This window comes from Rhodanobacter sp. UC4443_H10 (assembly GCF_052978325.1).
Genome location: NZ_CM129668.1, coordinates 2090725 through 2108688, shown reverse-complemented (window position 1 = coordinate 2108688; position 17964 = coordinate 2090725). Strand labels below are relative to the sequence as shown.

14 protein-coding genes, 2 tRNA genes and 3 rRNA genes are annotated in these 17964 nt (G+C 63.6%); 15 read left to right on the top strand and 4 right to left on the bottom strand.

The annotated features are described in order from the left end of the window. Positions 1-6: 6 nt before the first annotated feature. The 3 genes from ACVCMB_RS09790 to ACVCMB_RS09780 are packed head-to-tail and all read left to right on the top strand — an operon-like array spanning position 7 to position 2494. Complete coding sequence (locus ACVCMB_RS09790; RefSeq protein WP_447106809.1) at positions 7-831, top strand: SDR family oxidoreductase; 825 nt, start codon at positions 7-9, stop codon at positions 829-831. Next, positions 828-2078, top strand: a complete 1251-nt coding sequence (locus tag ACVCMB_RS09785; protein WP_447106808.1) for an acetylornithine/succinylornithine family transaminase — start codon at positions 828-830, stop codon at positions 2076-2078. The genes ACVCMB_RS09790 and ACVCMB_RS09785 overlap by 4 nt, the downstream gene beginning before the upstream one ends. Beyond that, the gene (locus ACVCMB_RS09780) at positions 2075-2494 is read left to right on the top strand and encodes a VOC family protein (protein WP_447106807.1); all 420 of its coding nucleotides are present in this window, start codon (positions 2075-2077) and stop codon (positions 2492-2494) included. Before ACVCMB_RS09785 ends, ACVCMB_RS09780 begins: the two co-directional genes overlap by 4 nt. A 1-nt stretch (position 2495) precedes the next feature. Here ACVCMB_RS09780 and hemL read toward each other — a convergent pair whose 3' ends face one another. Continuing rightward, the gene (hemL, locus tag ACVCMB_RS09775; RefSeq protein ID WP_447106806.1) at positions 2496-3779 is read right to left on the bottom strand and encodes a glutamate-1-semialdehyde 2,1-aminomutase; all 1284 of its coding nucleotides are present in this window, start codon (positions 3777-3779) and stop codon (positions 2496-2498) included. A 7-nt stretch (positions 3780-3786) separates the two neighbouring features. Next, a complete protein-coding gene (thiE, locus tag ACVCMB_RS09770; RefSeq protein ID WP_447106805.1) occupies positions 3787-4422 on the bottom strand; it encodes a thiamine phosphate synthase in 636 nt (211 codons plus the stop codon). A 108-nt stretch (positions 4423-4530) separates the two neighbouring features. Here thiE and ACVCMB_RS09765 point away from each other — a divergent pair, with 108 nt between their 5' ends. Together ACVCMB_RS09765 and ACVCMB_RS09760 are read left to right on the top strand one after the other, a co-directional pair. Next, positions 4531-4728 carry a rubredoxin gene (locus ACVCMB_RS09765; RefSeq protein WP_395120258.1) on the top strand — a complete coding sequence of 66 codons (198 nt, stop codon included), beginning with the start codon at positions 4531-4533 and terminating at the stop codon, positions 4726-4728. A 107-nt stretch (positions 4729-4835) separates the two neighbouring features. Beyond that, positions 4836-5027, top strand: a complete 192-nt coding sequence (locus tag ACVCMB_RS09760) for a hypothetical protein (RefSeq protein ID WP_395120257.1) — start codon at positions 4836-4838, stop codon at positions 5025-5027. 247 nt (positions 5028-5274) lie between these two features. On the opposite strand, the gene ACVCMB_RS09755 is transcribed toward ACVCMB_RS09760, so the two are convergent. Continuing rightward, positions 5275-5469, bottom strand: a complete 195-nt coding sequence (locus tag ACVCMB_RS09755; protein WP_395120256.1) for a hypothetical protein — start codon at positions 5467-5469, stop codon at positions 5275-5277. Between the two features lie 8 nt (positions 5470-5477). Between ACVCMB_RS09755 and ACVCMB_RS09750 the strand changes: the two genes are divergently transcribed. The 7 genes from ACVCMB_RS09750 to glpK all read left to right on the top strand — a co-directional run bounded on the left by ACVCMB_RS09750 (position 5478) and on the right by glpK (position 14225). Continuing rightward, positions 5478-7023 (top strand): 16S ribosomal RNA (locus ACVCMB_RS09750). Between the two features lie 221 nt (positions 7024-7244). After that, positions 7245-7321 (top strand) — tRNA-Ile (locus tag ACVCMB_RS09745). A gap of 1 nt (position 7322) precedes the next feature. After that, positions 7323-7398 (top strand) — tRNA-Ala (locus ACVCMB_RS09740). A 204-nt stretch (positions 7399-7602) separates the two neighbouring features. Further along, positions 7603-10481: ribosomal RNA gene (locus ACVCMB_RS09735) — 23S ribosomal RNA — on the top strand. Between the two features lie 302 nt (positions 10482-10783). Then, positions 10784-10897: ribosomal RNA gene (gene rrf / locus ACVCMB_RS09730) — 5S ribosomal RNA — on the top strand. The 16S, 23S and 5S rRNA genes sit together here with 2 tRNA genes alongside, the layout of an rRNA operon. Positions 10898-11184: 287 nt before the next feature. Next, positions 11185-12723 (top strand): glycerol-3-phosphate dehydrogenase, encoded by a 1539-nt coding sequence (gene glpD / locus ACVCMB_RS09725; protein WP_447106804.1) that lies wholly within the window; start codon positions 11185-11187, stop codon positions 12721-12723. Continuing rightward, the gene (gene glpK, locus ACVCMB_RS09720) at positions 12720-14225 is read left to right on the top strand and encodes a glycerol kinase GlpK (RefSeq protein WP_447106803.1); all 1506 of its coding nucleotides are present in this window, start codon (positions 12720-12722) and stop codon (positions 14223-14225) included. The genes glpD and glpK overlap by 4 nt, the downstream gene beginning before the upstream one ends. A gap of 7 nt (positions 14226-14232) precedes the next feature. Here glpK and ACVCMB_RS09715 read toward each other — a convergent pair whose 3' ends face one another. Next, complete coding sequence (locus ACVCMB_RS09715; RefSeq protein ID WP_395120254.1) at positions 14233-15168, bottom strand: carbohydrate kinase family protein; 936 nt, start codon at positions 15166-15168, stop codon at positions 14233-14235. A gap of 272 nt (positions 15169-15440) precedes the next feature. Here ACVCMB_RS09715 and ACVCMB_RS09710 point away from each other — a divergent pair, with 272 nt between their 5' ends. From ACVCMB_RS09710 to mreD, 3 genes are read left to right on the top strand one after another with little or no spacing between them, the layout of a single operon-like run. Continuing rightward, entirely contained in the window at positions 15441-16487 is a 1047-nt protein-coding gene (locus ACVCMB_RS09710; protein WP_395120252.1) for a rod shape-determining protein, read from the top strand. A 21-nt stretch (positions 16488-16508) separates the two neighbouring features. After that, positions 16509-17474, top strand: a complete 966-nt coding sequence (gene mreC / locus ACVCMB_RS09705) for a rod shape-determining protein MreC (RefSeq protein WP_447099660.1) — start codon at positions 16509-16511, stop codon at positions 17472-17474. Continuing rightward, positions 17471-17956, top strand: a complete 486-nt coding sequence (mreD, locus tag ACVCMB_RS09700) for a rod shape-determining protein MreD (RefSeq protein WP_395120250.1) — start codon at positions 17471-17473, stop codon at positions 17954-17956. Before mreC ends, mreD begins: the two co-directional genes overlap by 4 nt. Positions 17957-17964 lie beyond the last annotated feature (8 nt).

Here is a 17964-nt window from a genome sequence, read left to right as displayed (position 1 = left end):
ATTCGCATGAGTTCGCTCGCTGGCAAGACCTTGTTCATCACCGGCGCCTCGCGCGGCATCGGCCTGGCGATTGCGCGCCGGGCCGCACGCGACGGCGCCAACATCGTGATCGCGGCCAAGAGCGCGGTGCCCAATCCCAAGCTGCCCGGCACCATCCACACCGCCGCGGCCGACATCGAAGCGGCGGGCGGTCGTGCGCTGGCGCTGCAGGTGGACATCCGCGAGGAGGCCGAGGTGGTCGCCGCGGCGGCGCGGGCGGCGGAGCATTTCGGCGGCATCGACATCGTGGTCAACAACGCCAGCGCGATCTGGCTGGCCGGCACCGAAGGCACGCCGATGAAGCGCTTCGACCTGATGCACCAGGTCAACACCCGCGGCACCTTCCTGGTCACCCAGGCCTGCCTGCCGTACCTGAAGAAAGCGACCAACCCGCATGTGCTGATGCTGTCGCCGCCGCCCAGCCTCGATCCGAAATGGTTCGCCCCGCATGTCGCCTACACCATCGCCAAGATGGGCATGAGCCTGTGCGTGCTGGGCATGAGCGCCGAGTTCGCCCCGCTCGGCATCGCGGTCAACGCGCTGTGGCCGCGCACGGTAATCGCCACCGCCGCGATTGCGATGATCGACGGCGTCACCGCCGGGCAGTGCCGCCGTCCGGAGATCGTGGCCGATGCCGCCCACGCCATCCTGACCCGGCCGGCCCGCGACTACACCGGCCATTTCGCGATCGACGACGAAGTGCTGCGCGAAACCGGCGTGACCGATTTCGACCAGTACGCCGTCGAGCCCAGCGCCGAGCTGCTGCCGGACCTGTTCCTGGAGCGCTCATGAGCTCGCCCGAACAGGAACTGCTGGACCTCGGCAAGCGTTACTGGCTGCCGGTCTACAAGCCGCGCGAGCTGGTGCTCGATCACGGTCGCGGGTCGCGCGTGTGGGACACGCAGGGCCGCGACTACATCGACTTCGGCGCCGGCATCGCGGTGAACTCGCTGGGACACCAGGACCCGGATCTGCTCGCTGCGCTGGCCACTCAGGCGCACAAGCTGTGGCACGCCAGCAACGTGTTCTACACCGAGCCGCCGCTGCGCCTGGCCGAGGAACTGGTCATGGCTTCGGGTTTCGCCGAGCGCGTATTCCTGTGCAACTCCGGTGCGGAGGCGAACGAGGCGGCGATCAAGCTGGTGCGCCGCTGGGCGGCCGCGCAGGGGCGCCCGGTGGAGCGACGCATCATCGTCACCTTCAAGGGTTCCTTCCACGGTCGCACGCTGGCCACGGTGACCGCGACGGCGCAGCCGAAATACCAGGCCGGATACGAGCCGCTGCCTGCCGGCTTTCGCTACCTCGACTACAACGACGCGGCAGCGCTGGAACTGGCCTTCGAGGCCGGCGACATTGCCGCCGTGATGCTGGAGCCCATCCAGGGCGAAGGCGGTGTGGTGCCGGCGGCGCCGGGTTTCCTCGAACGCGTGCGCGAGCTGTGCGACGAGCACGACGCCTTGCTCGTGCTGGACGAAATCCAGTGCGGCATGGGCCGCACCGGCGAGCTGTTCGCGCACGGCCAGGTCAAGCCGGACGTCGTCACCCTGGCCAAGGCACTGGGCTGCGGTTTCCCCATCGGCGCCATGCTGGCGGGACCGAAAGTGGCCGACACGATGCAGTACGGGTCGCACGGCACCACCTTCGGCGGCAATCCGATGGCCGCCGCGGTGGCGCGCGTGGCGCTGGCCAAGCTGGCCTCGCCGGCGATCCTTGCCAACGTCGAGCGCCAGGCCAACGATTTGCGCGCGGGCTTGGCCCGGATCAACCAGCAACTGGCACTGTTCGACGAAGTGCGCGGGCGTGGCCTGATGATCGGTGCCGTGCTGGCGGATGCTTACAAGGGCAGGGCCGGCGACATCCTCGACCACGCCGCGGCTCGCGGCTTGCTGCTGTTGCAGGCCGGCGCGGACGTGCTGCGCTTCGTGCCGCCGTTGTCCATCACCGACGAGGAACTGGCCGAAGGCCTTTCCCGCCTGCACCACGCGTTGAACGATTTCGTCGCAGGCGGGAAACCCGCGACAGACAGGAGTGGACCATGAAATATCTGCACACCATGGTGCGCGTGCGCGACATCGATGCCTCGCTGCGCTTCTACTGCGAAGGTCTGGGTCTGCGTGAAGTGCGCCGCATGGAAAACGCCCAGGGCCAGTTCACCCTGGTATTCCTGGCTGCGCCGGACAGCCCCGAGGCGGAAGTCGAGCTGACGTACAACTGGGGTTCCACCGAGGATTACGGCAGCGCGCGCAACTTCGGCCACCTCGCCTTCCGGGTGGAGGACATCTACGCCACCTGCCAGCGGTTGCTGGACATGGGTTACACCATCCATCGCCCGCCGCGCGACGGCCACATGGCGTTCGTGCGTTCGCCCGACCTGGTTTCCGTCGAACTGCTGCAGGAAGGCCACTTGCCGCCGCGCGAACCGTGGGCGTCCATGCCCAACACCGGCAGCTGGTGAATCAGCCGCGCGCGTCGCGCAGGGCGCCGCGTGCAGCCTCCAGCGTATCGGCGATGTCCTGGTCGCTGTGTGCGCTGGACATGAACCCCGCCTCGAAAGCGGAAGGCGCCAGATACACGCCGCGCTTCAGCATGCCGTGGAAAAAGCGATTGAACAGCGCAACGTCGGCGGCCGTGGCCTGCGCATAGCTGTTCACTTGCCCGGCGCTGAAGAACAGGCCGAACATGCCGCCCACGCGGTTCGTGCTGAACGCCACGCCCTCGCCGTCGGCGACCGATTGCAGGCCGTCGCAGAGCAGACGCGTGCGCGCGGCCAGACGATCATGGAAGCTGGGCGCCTGGATCAGCTCCAGCATCGCCAGGCCCGCGGCCATCGCCACCGGATTGCCGCTGAGCGTGCCGGCCTGGTAGATCGGGCCCGACGGAGCAATCTGTTCCATCAGGTCCCTGCGGCCGCCGTAGGCGCCGACCGGCATGCCGCCGCCGATGATCTTGCCGAACGTGGTCAGGTCCGGCGTGACGCCGTAATGCGCCTGCGCGCCGCCCAGCGCCACCCGGAAACCGGTCATCACCTCGTCGAAGATCAGCACGGCACCATGTCGCGTGCACAGTTCGCGCAGGCCTTGCAGATAACCGTCCACCGGCGGGATGCAGTTCATGTTGCCGGCAACCGGCTCGATGATCAGCCCGGCGATCTCGTCGCCCAGTTCGGCGAACAGCGCCTGCGCGGCAGCGAGGTCGTTGTACGGCAGGGTGAGCGTGAGATCCGCATTTGCCTTCGGCACGCCCGGCGAGGTCGGCACGCCGAAGGTCAGCGCACCGGAGCCGGCCTTGACCAGGAAGCTGTCGCCGTGGCCGTGGTAGCAGCCCTCGAACTTCACGATCTTGCTGCGGCCGGTGGCGCCGCGGGCGAGTCGGATCGCCGACATGGTCGCCTCGGTGCCGGAATTGACCATGCGCACCATCTCGATCGACGGGATCAACCGCGTGATCGTTTCGGCCATCACCACTTCGGCCGCACACGGCGTGCCGAAGGAAAGGCCGTCACGCACCGCGCGTTCCACCGCCTCGCGCACGGCGGGATGGTTGTGGCCGACGATCATCGGGCCCCACGAGCCGACATAGTCGATGTAGCGCGTCCCTTCGACATCCCACAGATACGCGCCATCGGCGCGGGCGGTAAAGAACGGTTCGCCGCCGACCGACTTGAATGCGCGCACCGGCGAATTCACGCCGCCGGGCAACAACGGAAGGGCGCGCTGGAACAGTTCGTGGTTGGTCGTCATCGGATTCTCAAGGATTGGGCGAGGGAAACAGCCGGGCGAAACGCTGAGCCGCGTCGCGCACGTCGGGCGCAGCGAACAGGGAGGAAATCGAAGCCACGTAATCGGCGCCGGCCTCGATCAGCAAGGCAGCATTGTCCGGCGTGATGCCGCCGATCGCCACCCGTGCCACGCCCAGCGCGGCGCTTTGCCTCAGCAGATCCACCGGGGCGATCGTCGCCTGCGGCTTGGTCGGCGACGGATACATCGCACCGAACGATACGTAACTGGCGCCGGCCTGTGCCGCGCTGCGCGCGTCGGCGAGCGAGTCGCGACAGGCGACGCCGATGATGGCGGTTGGGCCAAGGCGTTCGCGGGCCGCGCGGATTGTGTCGGCCGAGTGCGTCAGATGCACGCCATCGGCGCCGACGGCCTGCGCCAGCGCCGCGTCCTCGTGGATGATCAGCGGCACCGCATGCCGCCGGCACAATTGCGCGATCGCCGTGGCCTCGGCGTGGCGGCGCACATCGCCGGGCTCCTCGTCCAGATATTGCAGCAGCCGTGCGCCGCCGGCCAGCGCCTGTGCCACCACGTCGAGCAGGTCGGGGCGCGGTCCGTTGGTGATCGCGTACAGGCCACGTTGTGCGAGCGTAGCGGGGTGTTTCATGGGCGGATTTCCGAGTGGCGTGAAGATGGCCGGATCATTGTCGTGCTTTCGCATTGTCGGTCGAGTTGCGAGAATGTCCTATTCCCAGTCATCCGAAGAAGCCCGACCATGAGCCAGAGTTCCCCCGGTGCCGCTGCCACGCGCAAATGGATGTGCGTCGTATGCGGCTACATCTACGATGAATCGCAGGGCGTCCCCGACGAGGGCATCCCGGCAGGCACGCGCTGGGAAGACGTACCCGAGACCTGGACCTGCCCGGATTGCGGCACGACCAAGGACGACTTCGAGATGATCGAGATCGACTAAGCGCAGCGTTGCGCCCGCAAACGGCCAGACCCTGCCGGCGAACTGGCCGCGCCGACCGCTCTGATGAACTCGCGCACGGATGGTGCGCGCCGGATCAGGAGCATCCCATGCTGCGGTTCATTCCCTTCGAAGATGACTGGGACGCGTTCGAACGCATGCGCCCGGAAGATTTCATCCCCTATCGAGTCGGCTTGCTGCCTGAACCGGCGCTCGCGACTCCGCCCACGTGCGCCGTGGCGCTGTCGCAGGAGACCTGTCCGGCGCGGCCGCTGTTTTCGCGTGGCGCTGCGGGATCCTGATTGCAGGCCAACCCTCTGCACGATGGTGCGGTGAGGCCGTTCGACGGCCCTCGCTGCGCCATTGCCTGGAAGAAACTGCACGCAGACCCTTCCCACGAACGCCGCGGGGCGCTATCATGCTCGCCCCTTCGACGACAGGCCCTGTCGGCGAAGATTCCGCAACAAAACACCGTCGAAATTTTTCCATCGAGGGTGTTGACGGTCTCGGAAAGCGATGTAGAATGGGCGGCTCACCCGGGACGAAAGGTCACGGGGCGATCACCGAAAGGCGGTCGGGCAGCGAAGATCTTTGACAGTGTGCGCAGGTGAATTGTGTGGACGTCTTGCGTTGATGGGTCGTGACCTGTCCAAGCAATGCAAGCGTCCCACCAAGTAAAAAGTCAGTAATGAGTTTTGATTGGTTGGGAACATACGCTTCGGAAAGATAGATGGCTTCGGTCATCGAAAACTTAAGTGAAGAGTTTGATCCTGGCTCAGATTGAACGCTGGCGGCATGCCTAACACATGCAAGTCGAACGGCAGCACAGAGGAGCTTGCTCCTTGGGTGGCGAGTGGCGGACGGGTGAGTAATGCATCGGGATCTACCCTGACGTGGGGGATAACCTCGGGAAACCGGGACTAATACCGCATACGTCCTACGGGAGAAAGCGGGGGACCTTTTAGGCCTCGCGCGGCAGGACGAACCGATGTGCGATTAGCTAGTTGGCGGGGTAATGGCCCACCAAGGCGACGATCGCTAGCTGGTCTGAGAGGATGATCAGCCACACTGGGACTGAGACACGGCCCAGACTCCTACGGGAGGCAGCAGTGGGGAATATTGGACAATGGGCGCAAGCCTGATCCAGCAATGCCGCGTGTGTGAAGAAGGCCTTCGGGTTGTAAAGCACTTTTATCAGGAGCGAAATCTGCATGCTTAATACGTGTGCAGTCTGACGGTACCTGAGGAATAAGCACCGGCTAACTTCGTGCCAGCAGCCGCGGTAATACGAAGGGTGCAAGCGTTAATCGGAATTACTGGGCGTAAAGGGTGCGTAGGCGGTTCGTTAAGTCTGTCGTGAAATCCCCGGGCTCAACCTGGGAATGGCGATGGATACTGGCGAGCTAGAGTGTGTCAGAGGATGGTGGAATTCCCGGTGTAGCGGTGAAATGCGTAGAGATCGGGAGGAACATCAGTGGCGAAGGCGGCCATCTGGGACAACACTGACGCTGAAGCACGAAAGCGTGGGGAGCAAACAGGATTAGATACCCTGGTAGTCCACGCCCTAAACGATGCGAACTGGATGTTGGTCTCAACTCGGAGATCAGTGTCGAAGCTAACGCGTTAAGTTCGCCGCCTGGGGAGTACGGTCGCAAGACTGAAACTCAAAGGAATTGACGGGGGCCCGCACAAGCGGTGGAGTATGTGGTTTAATTCGATGCAACGCGAAGAACCTTACCTGGCCTTGACATGTCCGGAATCCTGCAGAGATGCGGGAGTGCCTTCGGGAATCGGAACACAGGTGCTGCATGGCTGTCGTCAGCTCGTGTCGTGAGATGTTGGGTTAAGTCCCGCAACGAGCGCAACCCTTGTCCTTAGTTGCCAGCGAGTAATGTCGGGAACTCTAAGGAGACTGCCGGTGACAAACCGGAGGAAGGTGGGGATGACGTCAAGTCCTCATGGCCCTTACGGCCAGGGCTACACACGTACTACAATGGTCGGTACAGAGGGTTGCAATACCGCGAGGTGGAGCCAATCCCAGAAAGCCGATCCCAGTCCGGATTGGAGTCTGCAACTCGACTCCATGAAGTCGGAATCGCTAGTAATCGCGGATCAGCTATGCCGCGGTGAATACGTTCCCGGGCCTTGTACACACCGCCCGTCACACCATGGGAGTGGGTTGCTCCAGAAGGCGTTAGTCTAACCGCAAGGAGGACGACGCCCACGGAGTGGTTCATGACTGGGGTGAAGTCGTAACAAGGTAGCCGTATCGGAAGGTGCGGCTGGATCACCTCCTTTCGAGAACGACACGTCGCACCGATCGGTGCAAGACGTCCACACAAGACACCTGTACTTCACGCGAAGGGTTTGCTTACGCAACGTCCCTGTTGCGAAGAGCGAACATCAAGACCGGCCCTCCATGGCCGGACTCTTCACAACAGCCGCTTCGAACGAGGCTTACGGCCCCGTCAAGCGGGACCAGGTAGCTTGGCTCGCGGGTTCTGGGGTTCACCTTTCATGGGTCTGTAGCTCAGGTGGTTAGAGCGCACCCCTGATAAGGGTGAGGCCGGTGGTTCGAGTCCACCCAGACCCACCATGGGGCCATAGCTCAGCTGGGAGAGCACCTGCTTTGCAAGCAGGGGGTCGTCGGTTCGATCCCGACTGGCTCCACCACTCCAGTGGGCGCGTGAAGTATCAGCACACGAAAGATTTTGAAATCGACCGGCATTGAGGCCGGCACGATGTTCTTTGAAAACACGTAAACGAGTGACAAGCGTCTTGGTTCGAACCGAACCGAGGCAAGTGTTAAGGCACGAAACGAAGTAACTTGGCTGCCCCTGAGGAGGGGGCATGCCCCGAGGCGACTTGGGGTTATATGGTCAAGCGACTAAGCGTATACGGTGGATGCCTTGGCAGTCAGAGGCGATGAAGGACGTGGCAGCCTGCGAAAAGTGTCGGGGAGCTGGCAACAAGCTTTGATCCGGCAATGTCCGAATGGGGAAACCCACCGCGCAAGCGGTATCGCATGATGAATACATAGTCATGCGAGGCGAACCCGGGGAACTGAAATATCTAAGTACCCGGAGGAAAAGAAATCAACCGAGATTCCGTCAGTAGCGACGAGCGAACGCGGACTAGCCCAAAAGTATCTTGTGTTCTAGTCAAACGGCATGGAAAGGCCGGCCATAGATGGTGATAGCCCAGTCGACGAAAGGGCACTTGATATGAAATTGAGTAAGGCGGGGCACGTGAAACCTTGTCTGAACATGGGGGGACCATCCTCCAAGGCTAAATACTCCTGACTGACCGATAGCGAACTAGTACCGTGAGGGAAAGGCGAAAAGAACCCCGGAGAGGGGAGTGAAATAGACCCTGAAACCGTATACGTACAAGCAGTGGAAGCCCGCAAGGGTGACTGCGTACCTTTTGTATAATGGGTCAGCGACTTACTGTCTGTGGCAAGCTTAACCGTATAGGGGAGGCGAAGAGAAATCGAGTCTGAATAGGGCGCATAGTCTCAGGCAGTAGACCCGAAACCGAGTGATCTATCCTTGGCCAGGTTGAAGGTGCGGTAACACGCACTGGAGGACCGAACCCACATCTGTTGCAATAGATGGGGATGAGCTGAGGATAGGAGTGAAAGGCTAAACAAACTCGGAGATAGCTGGTTCTCCTCGAAAGCTATTTAGGTAGCGCCTCGGACGAATCTTCCTGGGGGTAGAGCACTGTTATGGCTAGCGGGTCATCGCGACTTAGCAAACCATGGCAAACTCCGAATACCAGGACAGACTATCCGGGAGACACACGGCGGGTGCTAACGTCCGTCGTGAAAAGGGAAACAACCCAGACCCGCAGCTAAGGTCCCCAAGTTCTAGCTAAGTGGAAAACGATGTGGAAAGGCATAGACAGCCAGGAGGTTGGCTTAGAAGCAGCCATCCTTTAAAGAAAGCGTAATAGCTCACTGGTCGAGTCGGTCTGCGCGGAAGATTTAACGGGGCTAAGCTAGACACCGAAGCTCGGGGTGCACAGCAATGTGCGCGGTAGAGGAGCGTTCCGTAAGCCTGTGAAGGTGGATTGTAAAGTCTGCTGGAGGTATCGGAAGTGCGAATGCTGACATGAGTAACGATAAGGGGGGTGAAAAGCCCCCCCGCCGAAAGCCCAAGGTTTCCTCGCGCAACGTTCATCGGCGCAGGGTGAGTCGGCCCCTAAGGCGAGGCAGAAATGCGTAGTCGATGGGAAGCGGGTTAATATTCCCGCACTTTTCTACAGTGCGATGTGGGGACGGAGAAAGTTAGGTCTACCGGGCGTTGGTTGTCCCGGGGAAAGGAGGTAGGCATGGATCTTTGGCAAATCCGGGATCCTTTATGCCGAGCACTTATGACGAGCCCTTTTGGGCGAAGTGACTGATACTACGCTTCCAGGAAAAGCCACTAAGCTTCAGCTGTAGAAGAACCGTACCGTAAACCGACACTGGTAGGCAGGGTGAGAATCCCAAGGCGCTTGAGAGAACTCGGGTGAAGGAACTAGGCAAAATGGCACCGTAACTTCGGGAGAAGGTGCGCCCATCAGTGTGGCTACATGCGTAGCTGAGCACCGATGGGTCGCAGTAACCTGGCCGCTGCGACTGTTTATCAAAAACACAGCACTCTGCAAACACGAAAGTGGACGTATAGGGTGTGACGCCTGCCCGGTGCTGGAAGGTTAATTGATGGGGTCAGCCGCAAGGCGAAGCTCTTGATCGAAGCCCCAGTAAACGGCGGCCGTAACTATAACGGTCCTAAGGTAGCGAAATTCCTTGTCGGGTAAGTTCCGACCTGCACGAATGGCGTAACGACAGCGGCGCTGTCTCCACCCGAGACTCAGTGAAATTGAATTCGCTGTGAAGATGCAGCGTTCCCGCGGCAAGACGGAAAGACCCCGTGAACCTTTACTATAGCTTTACACTGAACGTTGAGTTCTTCTGTGTAGGATAGGTGGGAGGCTTTGAAGTGCAGACGCCAGTTTGCATGGAGCCATCCTTGAAATACCACCCTGAAGTGCTTGACGTTCTAACCTCGGCCCGTTATCCGGGTCAGGGACCGTGTATGGTGGGTAGTTTGACTGGGGCGGTCTCCTCCCAAAGAGTAACGGAGGAGCACGAAGGTACGCTCAGCGCGGTCGGACATCGCGCACTGTGTGCAAAGGCATAAGCGTGCTTGACTGCGAGATCGACGGATCAAGCAGGTACGAAAGTAGGTCTTAGTGATCCGGTGGTTCTGTATGGAAGGGCCATCGCTCAACGGATAAAAGGTACTCCGGGGATAACAGGCTGATACCGCCCAAGAGTTCATATCGACGGCGGTGTTTGGCACCTCGATGTCGGCTCATCACATCCTGGGGCTGTAGCCGGTCCCAAGGGTATGGCTGTTCGCCATTTAAAGTGGTACGCGAGCTGGGTTCAGAACGTCGTGAGACAGTTCGGTCCCTATCTGTCGTGGGCGTTGGAGATTTGAGGGGGGCTGCTCCTAGTACGAGAGGACCGGAGTGGACGTTCCGCTGGTGTTCGGGTTGTCTCGCCAGAGGCATTGCCCGGTAGCTATGAACGGAAGTGATAACCGCTGAAAGCATCTAAGCGGGAAGCACGCCCCAAGATGAGATCTCCCGAGAGCTTGACTCTCCTGAAGGCACCATCAAGACCAGGTGGTTGATAGGCAGGATGTGGAAGCGCAGCAATGCGTTGAGCTTACCTGTACTAATGAGCCGTGCGGCTTGACCATATAACCCCAAGTGGCTTTGTTTGACGCAGGTCCCTCTGCGGAGCCACCGGCCATCCCTGGCCGGACTCTTCAAAGGAGCCGCCTCGAGCACTGTCTCGAAACGTTTGAATTTCACCTCGACGCTTGTCACTCGTTTACGATTTATCTCACGTGAGATCCCTCTCACGGAAAGAGGAGTCAACACCTCGCCATCCATGGCGGACTCTTCAACACCTCGAGGGATCTTTCGCGGAAGAGCCGGCCGTCAGGGCCGCCTCTTCAGAAACGTGGAGCTGGCGCACGCGCGCTGCTCCCACCCCTTCCCTGGCGGCCATAGCGGCGTGGTCCCACCTGATCCCATCCCGAACTCAGAAGTGAAACGCGCATGCGCCGATGGTAGTGTGGCTTTGCCATGCAAGAGTAGGTCACCGCCAGGGGCTTTATCCCGAAACACCCTCACCGGCAACGGTGGGGGTTTTTCTTTTCTGCCGCCGCCACCGCCGCCCGCAACCTGCAACAGGTCACCGCCAGGGAGCTCGTTCTCGAGGTGGACCTGCGCTCGGGTGGCAAGCGCCGCCCACCCCACGATCAACCCGCTACGTTCCTGGCAAAACAGGAGCAAAGCTGTGCCGGGAAGGCCGTTCCATGACACGGGCCGACTGGTTGCAGGGGCGGCGTGTTAGCGTGTCGTGGGGTTGCCGGCTCGGCGCAGGCGAGGGCGATGATGGCGGGGCATGACACGAACATCCTGATCGTCGGTGGCGGCATCAATGGGGCGGGAATGGCACGTGATGCGGCAGGCCGCGGACTTTCGGTGACGCTTTGCGAGCAGGACGACCTGGCCGGGCACACCTCCAGTGCAAGCACCAAGCTGATCCATGGCGGCTTGCGTTACCTGGAACAGCACGAATTCCGGCTGGTGGCGAAGGCGCTGGCCGAGCGCGAGGTGGTCATGCGGCTGGCACCGCACATTGCCTGGCCGCTGTTGTTTGTCCTGCCGCACGAATCGCACCTGCGCCCGGCCTGGATGATCCGGCTCGGCCTGTTGCTGTATGACAGCCTGGGTGCCGGCCATCGGACGCTGGCCGATTCGCGCGCGGTGGATCTGCGCGGCCATGTCAGCGGCGCGCCGTTGAAAAACACGTACACACGCGGTTTCGTGTACTCCGATGGCTGGGTGCAGGACGCGCGCCTGGTCGTGCTCAACGCGATGGATGCGCACCGGCTCGGGGCCGATGTCCGGGTGCGCACGCGCTGCGTTTCCGCGCACGTCGAGGATGGCGTGTGGCAGGCTCAGCTGCTTGGCCCCGACGGGCAGATGGACAGCTGCCGTGCGAAGGTGCTGGTCAATGCGTGCGGCCCGTGGGCCGGGCGCTTCCTGGGTGACGTGCTGGGCCGCGATCGGCATCCACGCGTGCGGCTGGTGAAGGGCAGCCACATCGTACTGCCGCGGCTGTTCGAACACGACCACGCTTACATCTTCCAGCAGCCCGATCGACGCATCGTGTTCGCGATCCCCTATGAGGACGACTACACCCTGGTGGGCACCACCGATCTCGACTATGCCGCCGACCCCGCGAACGTCGTGATCGACGCTGGCGAGGTTCGCTACCTGTGCGACGCCGTCAATCGCTACTTCCGCACGCCGGTACAGCCGAAGGATGTCGTGTGGAGTTACAGTGGCGTGCGGCCGCTGCTGGATGAGGATGGCAACGCCAGCACGGTCAGCCGGGACTATCGCATCACGCTGGACCACGAACAGGGCGCCCCGCTGCTGAATGTCTTCGGCGGCAAGATCACCACCTACCGGCGACTTGCCGAGGAAGCGGTGGATCAATTGGCTGAGGTCTTGTGGCCCGAGCGGTCGGCATGGACTGCCCAAGGCGATCCCTTGCCAGGCGGCGATTTTGCCGATGCCGAACGGCTGCTCGCGGCCTGGTCGCAGCGTTGGCCCTGGCTGCCTTCCTCGCTCGCGCATCGCTGGTTCCGGCACTACGGCACCTGCACCGAAACCCTGCTCGGCGAAGCGTGCGCCATGGGCTATCTGGGTGAGCACTTCGGCGCCGACCTCTACCAGCTCGAACTGGATTATCTCATCCGCGCGGAATGGGCGCGCAGCGGCGACGACGTGCTGTGGCGCCGTACCAAGCTCGGGTTGCGCCTGAGTCCGGTGGAACACCACCGGGTGCACGCTTACGTGGCGCGGATGGTTCCGATGCTGGTGGGTGCAACCGCGGAGAGAGCAGAGGCACAGTCGGCATGAGCGGGAAAGCACACTTCGTCGTCGCCATCGACCAGGGCACCACCAGTTCACGCGCGATGGTCTTCGACGCGCAAGGTTGCGTGGTGTCTTCGGCACAGCGCGAGTTCGAGCAGATCTTTCCGCGCTCAGGCTGGGTCGAGCATCGCCCGCGCGACATTCTCACCAGCGTCCAGGTCACCCTGACGGAAGCGATGCACAAGGCCGGGATCGAGGCGTCGGCGGTGGCCGGTATCGGCATCACCAACCAGCGCGAAACCACCGTGGTCTGGGATCGTGCTACCGGCGAGCCGGTGTACAACGCGCTGGTGTGGCAGTCGAGGCATTCGGCGAAACTGTGCGAGTCCATGCGCAGCGAGGCCGTCGACGCGCTGGTGCGCGAGCGTACCGGTCTGCTGCTGGACGCCTATTTTTCCGCGACCAAGCTGAAATGGCTGTTCGAGCAGGTCAGCGGGGTGCGCGAACGGGCGCAGCGCGGTGAACTGCTGTTCGGCACGATCGACAGCTGGCTGGTGTGGAACCTCACCGGCGGTCGCACCCACGTCACCGACGTGACCAATGCCTCGCGCACGCTGCTGTACGACATCCATCGGCAATGCTGGGACGACGACCTGTTGGCCCTGTTCGGCGTGCCCGCCTCGATGCTGCCGCAGGTGCGCGGCTGCAGCGAGATCTACGGGCGCATCGAGCCGAAGTATTTTTTCGGTCGCGACGTGCCGATCTGCGGCATCGCAGGCGACCAGCAGGCCGCCCTGTTCGGCCAGGCATGCTTCGAGCCGGGCATGGCCAAGAATACCTATGGCACCGGCTGCTTCATGCTGATGAACACCGGACTCTCCGCGGTGCCGTCGCAGCATGGCCTGCTGACCACGCTGGCCTGGAAGCTGGGCGACAAGGTGGAGTACGCGCTCGAAGGAAGCATCTTCGTGGCCGGTTCGGTGGTGCAATGGTTGCGCGACGGCCTGCACCTGCTGGACCGGGCCGAGCAATCGCAAGCCTGCGCCGACAGCGTGGATTCCACCGAAGGTGTGTATCTGGTGCCCGCCTTCGCCGGGCTGGGGGCACCGTACTGGCACGCCGACGTGCGTGGCGCCATCTTCGGCCTGTCGCGCGGCACGAGCCGCGAGCACCTGATACGCGCGGCGCTGGAGTCGATGGCCTACCAGACGCGCGATGTGCTGGCCGCGATGGAGGCCGACGCCGGCATCGCGCTGAAGGAGTTGCGCGCCGACGGCGGCGCCATCGGCAACGATTTCCTGGCCCAGTTCCAGAGCGACATGCTCGGCGTGCCGCTGCTGCGGCCCCGGATTACCGAAACCACCGCGCTGGGCGCCGCCTATCTGGCCGGCCTGGCGGTCGGCGTCTGGGACAGCCGCGAGCAGATCGCGCGGTTGTGGCAGCAGGATCGCCGCTTCGATCCCGCGATGGAGGCATCCCGTCGCGAGCGCCTCTACAGCGGCTGGCAAGCGGCGGTGCAGGCCACGATGGGCTTTCCCGCGAGCTGACTTCCGCTCAGTCCAGTGCGTATCCGAACTGGTCGGCGAACTCCGCGGCAAACTCGGCGTAGTTGAAACGCTGGTTCTGGGTGCCGGGGTGCTCGACCTTCAGCGCACCCATCAGCGAGGCGATCCGGCCGGTGGTGGGCCAGTCCTTGCCATGCATGATGCCGAACATCAGGCCGGCCCGGTAGGCGTCGCCGCAGCCGGTCGGATCGACGATGACGCGCTCGCGCGCCGGCGGAATGTGGTGGCTCTCCTCGCCCACGTGGATCACCGAACCGCGTGGACCCTGGGTCACGATGTAGGCGGTGACATGGCTGGCGATCTCCGCCGCACTCCAGCCGGTGCGCGTCTGCAGCAACTGGGATTCGTAGTCGTTGACGATCACGTAAGTCGATTTGGCGATCATCGAGCGGAACTCGTCGCCGTTGAACAACGGCATCGCCTGGCCGGGATCGAAGATGAACGGCACGCCGCGCGCGGCGAATTCGTCGACGTGTTGCAGCATCGCCTCGCGGCCATCGGGCGCCACGATCGCGAAGTCGATCTGCGGGATGTCGCGGACGTGGTTCTCCTGCGCACTGGACATCGCGCCGGGGTGGAAGGCGGTGATCTGGTTGTTGTCCAGGTCCGTGGTGATGAAGCACTGCGGGGTGAACTGCTCCTCGAACACGCGCACGCCATCGAGCCGGATGCCGCAGTCCTGCATGTGCTGCCGGTAGGGTGCGAAATCCTGGCCCACCGCCGCCACCGGCAGCGGGTCGCCGCCCAGCAGCTTGAGGTTGTAGGCGATGTTGCCGGCGCAGCCGCCGAACTCGCGCCGCATGGCCGGCACCAGGAACGACACGTTCAGGATGTGCATCTGGTCGGGCAGGATGTGGTTCTTGAACTGATCCTGGAACACCATGATGGTGTCGTAGGCGAGCGATCCGCAGATGACGGCAGGCATGATGCGAGAAAACCCCGATTTGAGATGGGAGGCTGCGGGTGCGTGCCCGGACGGGCAGAATCGGTCCCTGCAGCCAAAGGCCGCCATCGTACCGCCATCCGTCCGCGCTGGCGACTTCGCGACCTGCTTCGCAGTTCAGTCCACGGCACAGGAAAATCGCTTATGGCCGTGTTGCACAAGGGTTTCTTAACGTGTTTTTCCTTGCGTGGAACGGTGGGCCTGACTAGACTGGCGAGCTTGTCTGTTTAGCCTGGCCGACCCACGGCGGACCCATGTTCAAGAAGTTCCGCGGCATCTTTTCCAACGACATCTCCATCGACCTCGGCACGGCCAACACGCTGATCTACGTGCGTGGTCAGGGCATCGTGTTGAACGAGCCTTCGGTGGTGGCGATTCGCCAGGACCGCGGCCCCGGTGGTCCGCGCACGATCGCGGCGGTGGGTGGCGACGCCAAGCGCATGCTGGGCCGCACGCCGGGCAACATCGCCACGGTGCGCCCGATGAAGGACGGCGTGATCGCCGACTTCACCATGACCGAGGCGATGCTGCAGCACTTCATCAAGCAGGTGCACAAGTCGCGCTTCCTGCGGCCGAGCCCGCGCGTGCTGGTCTGCGTGCCGTGCGGCTCGACCCAGGTCGAGCGCCGCGCCATCAAGGAATCGGCCGAAGGCGCCGGTGCCCGCGACGTGTTCCTGATCGAAGAGCCGATGGCTGCGGCGATCGGCGCCGGCATTCCGGTGCACGAGGCGCGCGGCGCGATGGTGCTGGACATCGGCGGCGGCACCTCCGAGGTGGCGGTGATCTCGCTCAACGGCATCGTCTACTCGCAGTCCGCCCGCGTCGGCGGCGATCGTTTCGACGAGGCGATCATCAACTACGTGCGCCGCAACCACGGCACCCTGATCGGCGAATCCACCGCCGAGCGGATCAAGCTGCAGATCGGCTGCGCGTTCCCGCAGGACGACGTCAAGGAGATCGAGATCTCCGGGCGCAACCTTGCCGAGGGCGTGCCGCGCATGTTCACGATCAACTCCAACGAAATCCTCGAGGCACTGCACGAGCCGCTGGCCGGCATCGTGGCGGCGGTGAAGTCGGCGCTGGAACAGACCCCGCCGGAACTGTGCTCCGACGTCGCCGAGCGCGGCATCGTGCTCACCGGTGGCGGCGCGCTGCTGCGCGACCTGGACCGGCTGATCTCCGAGGAAACCGGCCTGCACGTGCAGGTGGCCGACGACCCGCTCACCTGCGTGGCGCGCGGCGGCGGCAAGGCGCTGGAGCTGATCGATCAGCATGGCAGCGACTTCTTCTCGCCCGAATAGCGCGCGGCAACGGGGGCCGCGATGGCGCGCGCACGCGAAGGTTCTTCCCCCCTGTTTGCCGGCAACGCGGCCGGCACGCTGCGGCTGATCGTCTATCTGGCGCTGGCGGTGGTGCTGATGGTGCTTGACCAGCGCAATGGCTGGCTGTGGCAGCTGCGCTCGGCCGCCTCGGCGGTGGTCGAGCCGGTCTATCGGCTGGCCGGCCTGCCCGCGGCCGGGGTGCACACCCTCGGCGTCGCGTTTGCCGATCGCCAACTGCTGACCTCGCAGAACCAGCGCCTGCGCGAGGATCTGCTGCTGGCCAACGCCAAGTTGAACCGCATGGCCGCGGTCGCCGAGCAGAACGAACGGCTGCGGCGGCTGCTCGATACCCAGCACAGCCTGAAGCTCAACGTGCAACTGGCGCGGGTCATCGGCGTGGATCTCGGCGCGTACCGTTATGAGCTGACCTTGAACATGGGCTCGCGCGACGGCGTCGAGCCCGGACAGCCGGTGATCGATGCCCACGGCGTGATGGGCCAGGTGAAGGCCGTGCTGCCGCACACTGCCGTGGTGATGCTGATCACCGACCCCTCGCATGCGATCCCGGTGACGATCGCGCGTACCGGCTTGCGCACGGTGGCCTACGGTTCGCGCGACGGCGACCAGCTGAGCCTGCCCAACCTGCCGCTGGCGGCTGACGTGCGCGCTGGCGACAAGCTGCTCACCTCGGGCATCGGCGGCCGTTTTCCGCCGGGGTTCCCGGTGGGCCGGATCGACAGCGTGGCGCCGGCGCCGACCGGCATGTTCCAGGTCGCCCTGGCCACGCCGGCGGCGGATCTCGATCGCAGCACCGATGTCCTGCTGCTGCACGACCAGGCCGAACCCAAGGGGCCGCCCGACCTGCCCGTTCCGGCAGGTCCGCCGCAGGTCCTGGCGCCGGCCGCTTCCGCCAGCGTGGCCGCGCCGGCGGTGCGCCCGGGTCAGGCCGGCGGGGTACCGCGATGAGTCGCGCGCGGCTGAGCCAGTGGTGGTTCGTCGGCACGCTGGCCGCGGCGCTGCTGCTGATGCTGGTGCCGCTGCCCGGCGTGCTGGAGCCGTTCAAGCCGTATTGGCCGGCGCTGGTGTTGCTGTACTGGGCGCTGGAAGCGGAAGACCGGGTGAGCCTGGGCCTTGCCTTCGGCGTCGGATTGCTTGCGGACCTGCTCGACGGCGTGCTGCTGGGCGAGCAGGCGCTGCGGCTGTGCGCGCTGGTCTTCATCACCGTGCGATTCCGTTCGCGATTGCGCTTCTTCCCGATGTGGCAGCAGGCGCTGGCGGTGCTGGCCTTGCTGCTCAACGATCGCTTCCTGCTGCTGCTGGTGCGCATGCTGGCCGGAGCCTCGCTGCCGCCGGCGAGCTGGTGGATTTCCCCCTTCGTCGGCGCGGCGTTGTGGCCGTTCCTGTTCCTGTTGCTCGACGACCTGCGCGCGCGGCTGCGGATCCAATGAAGCATGAG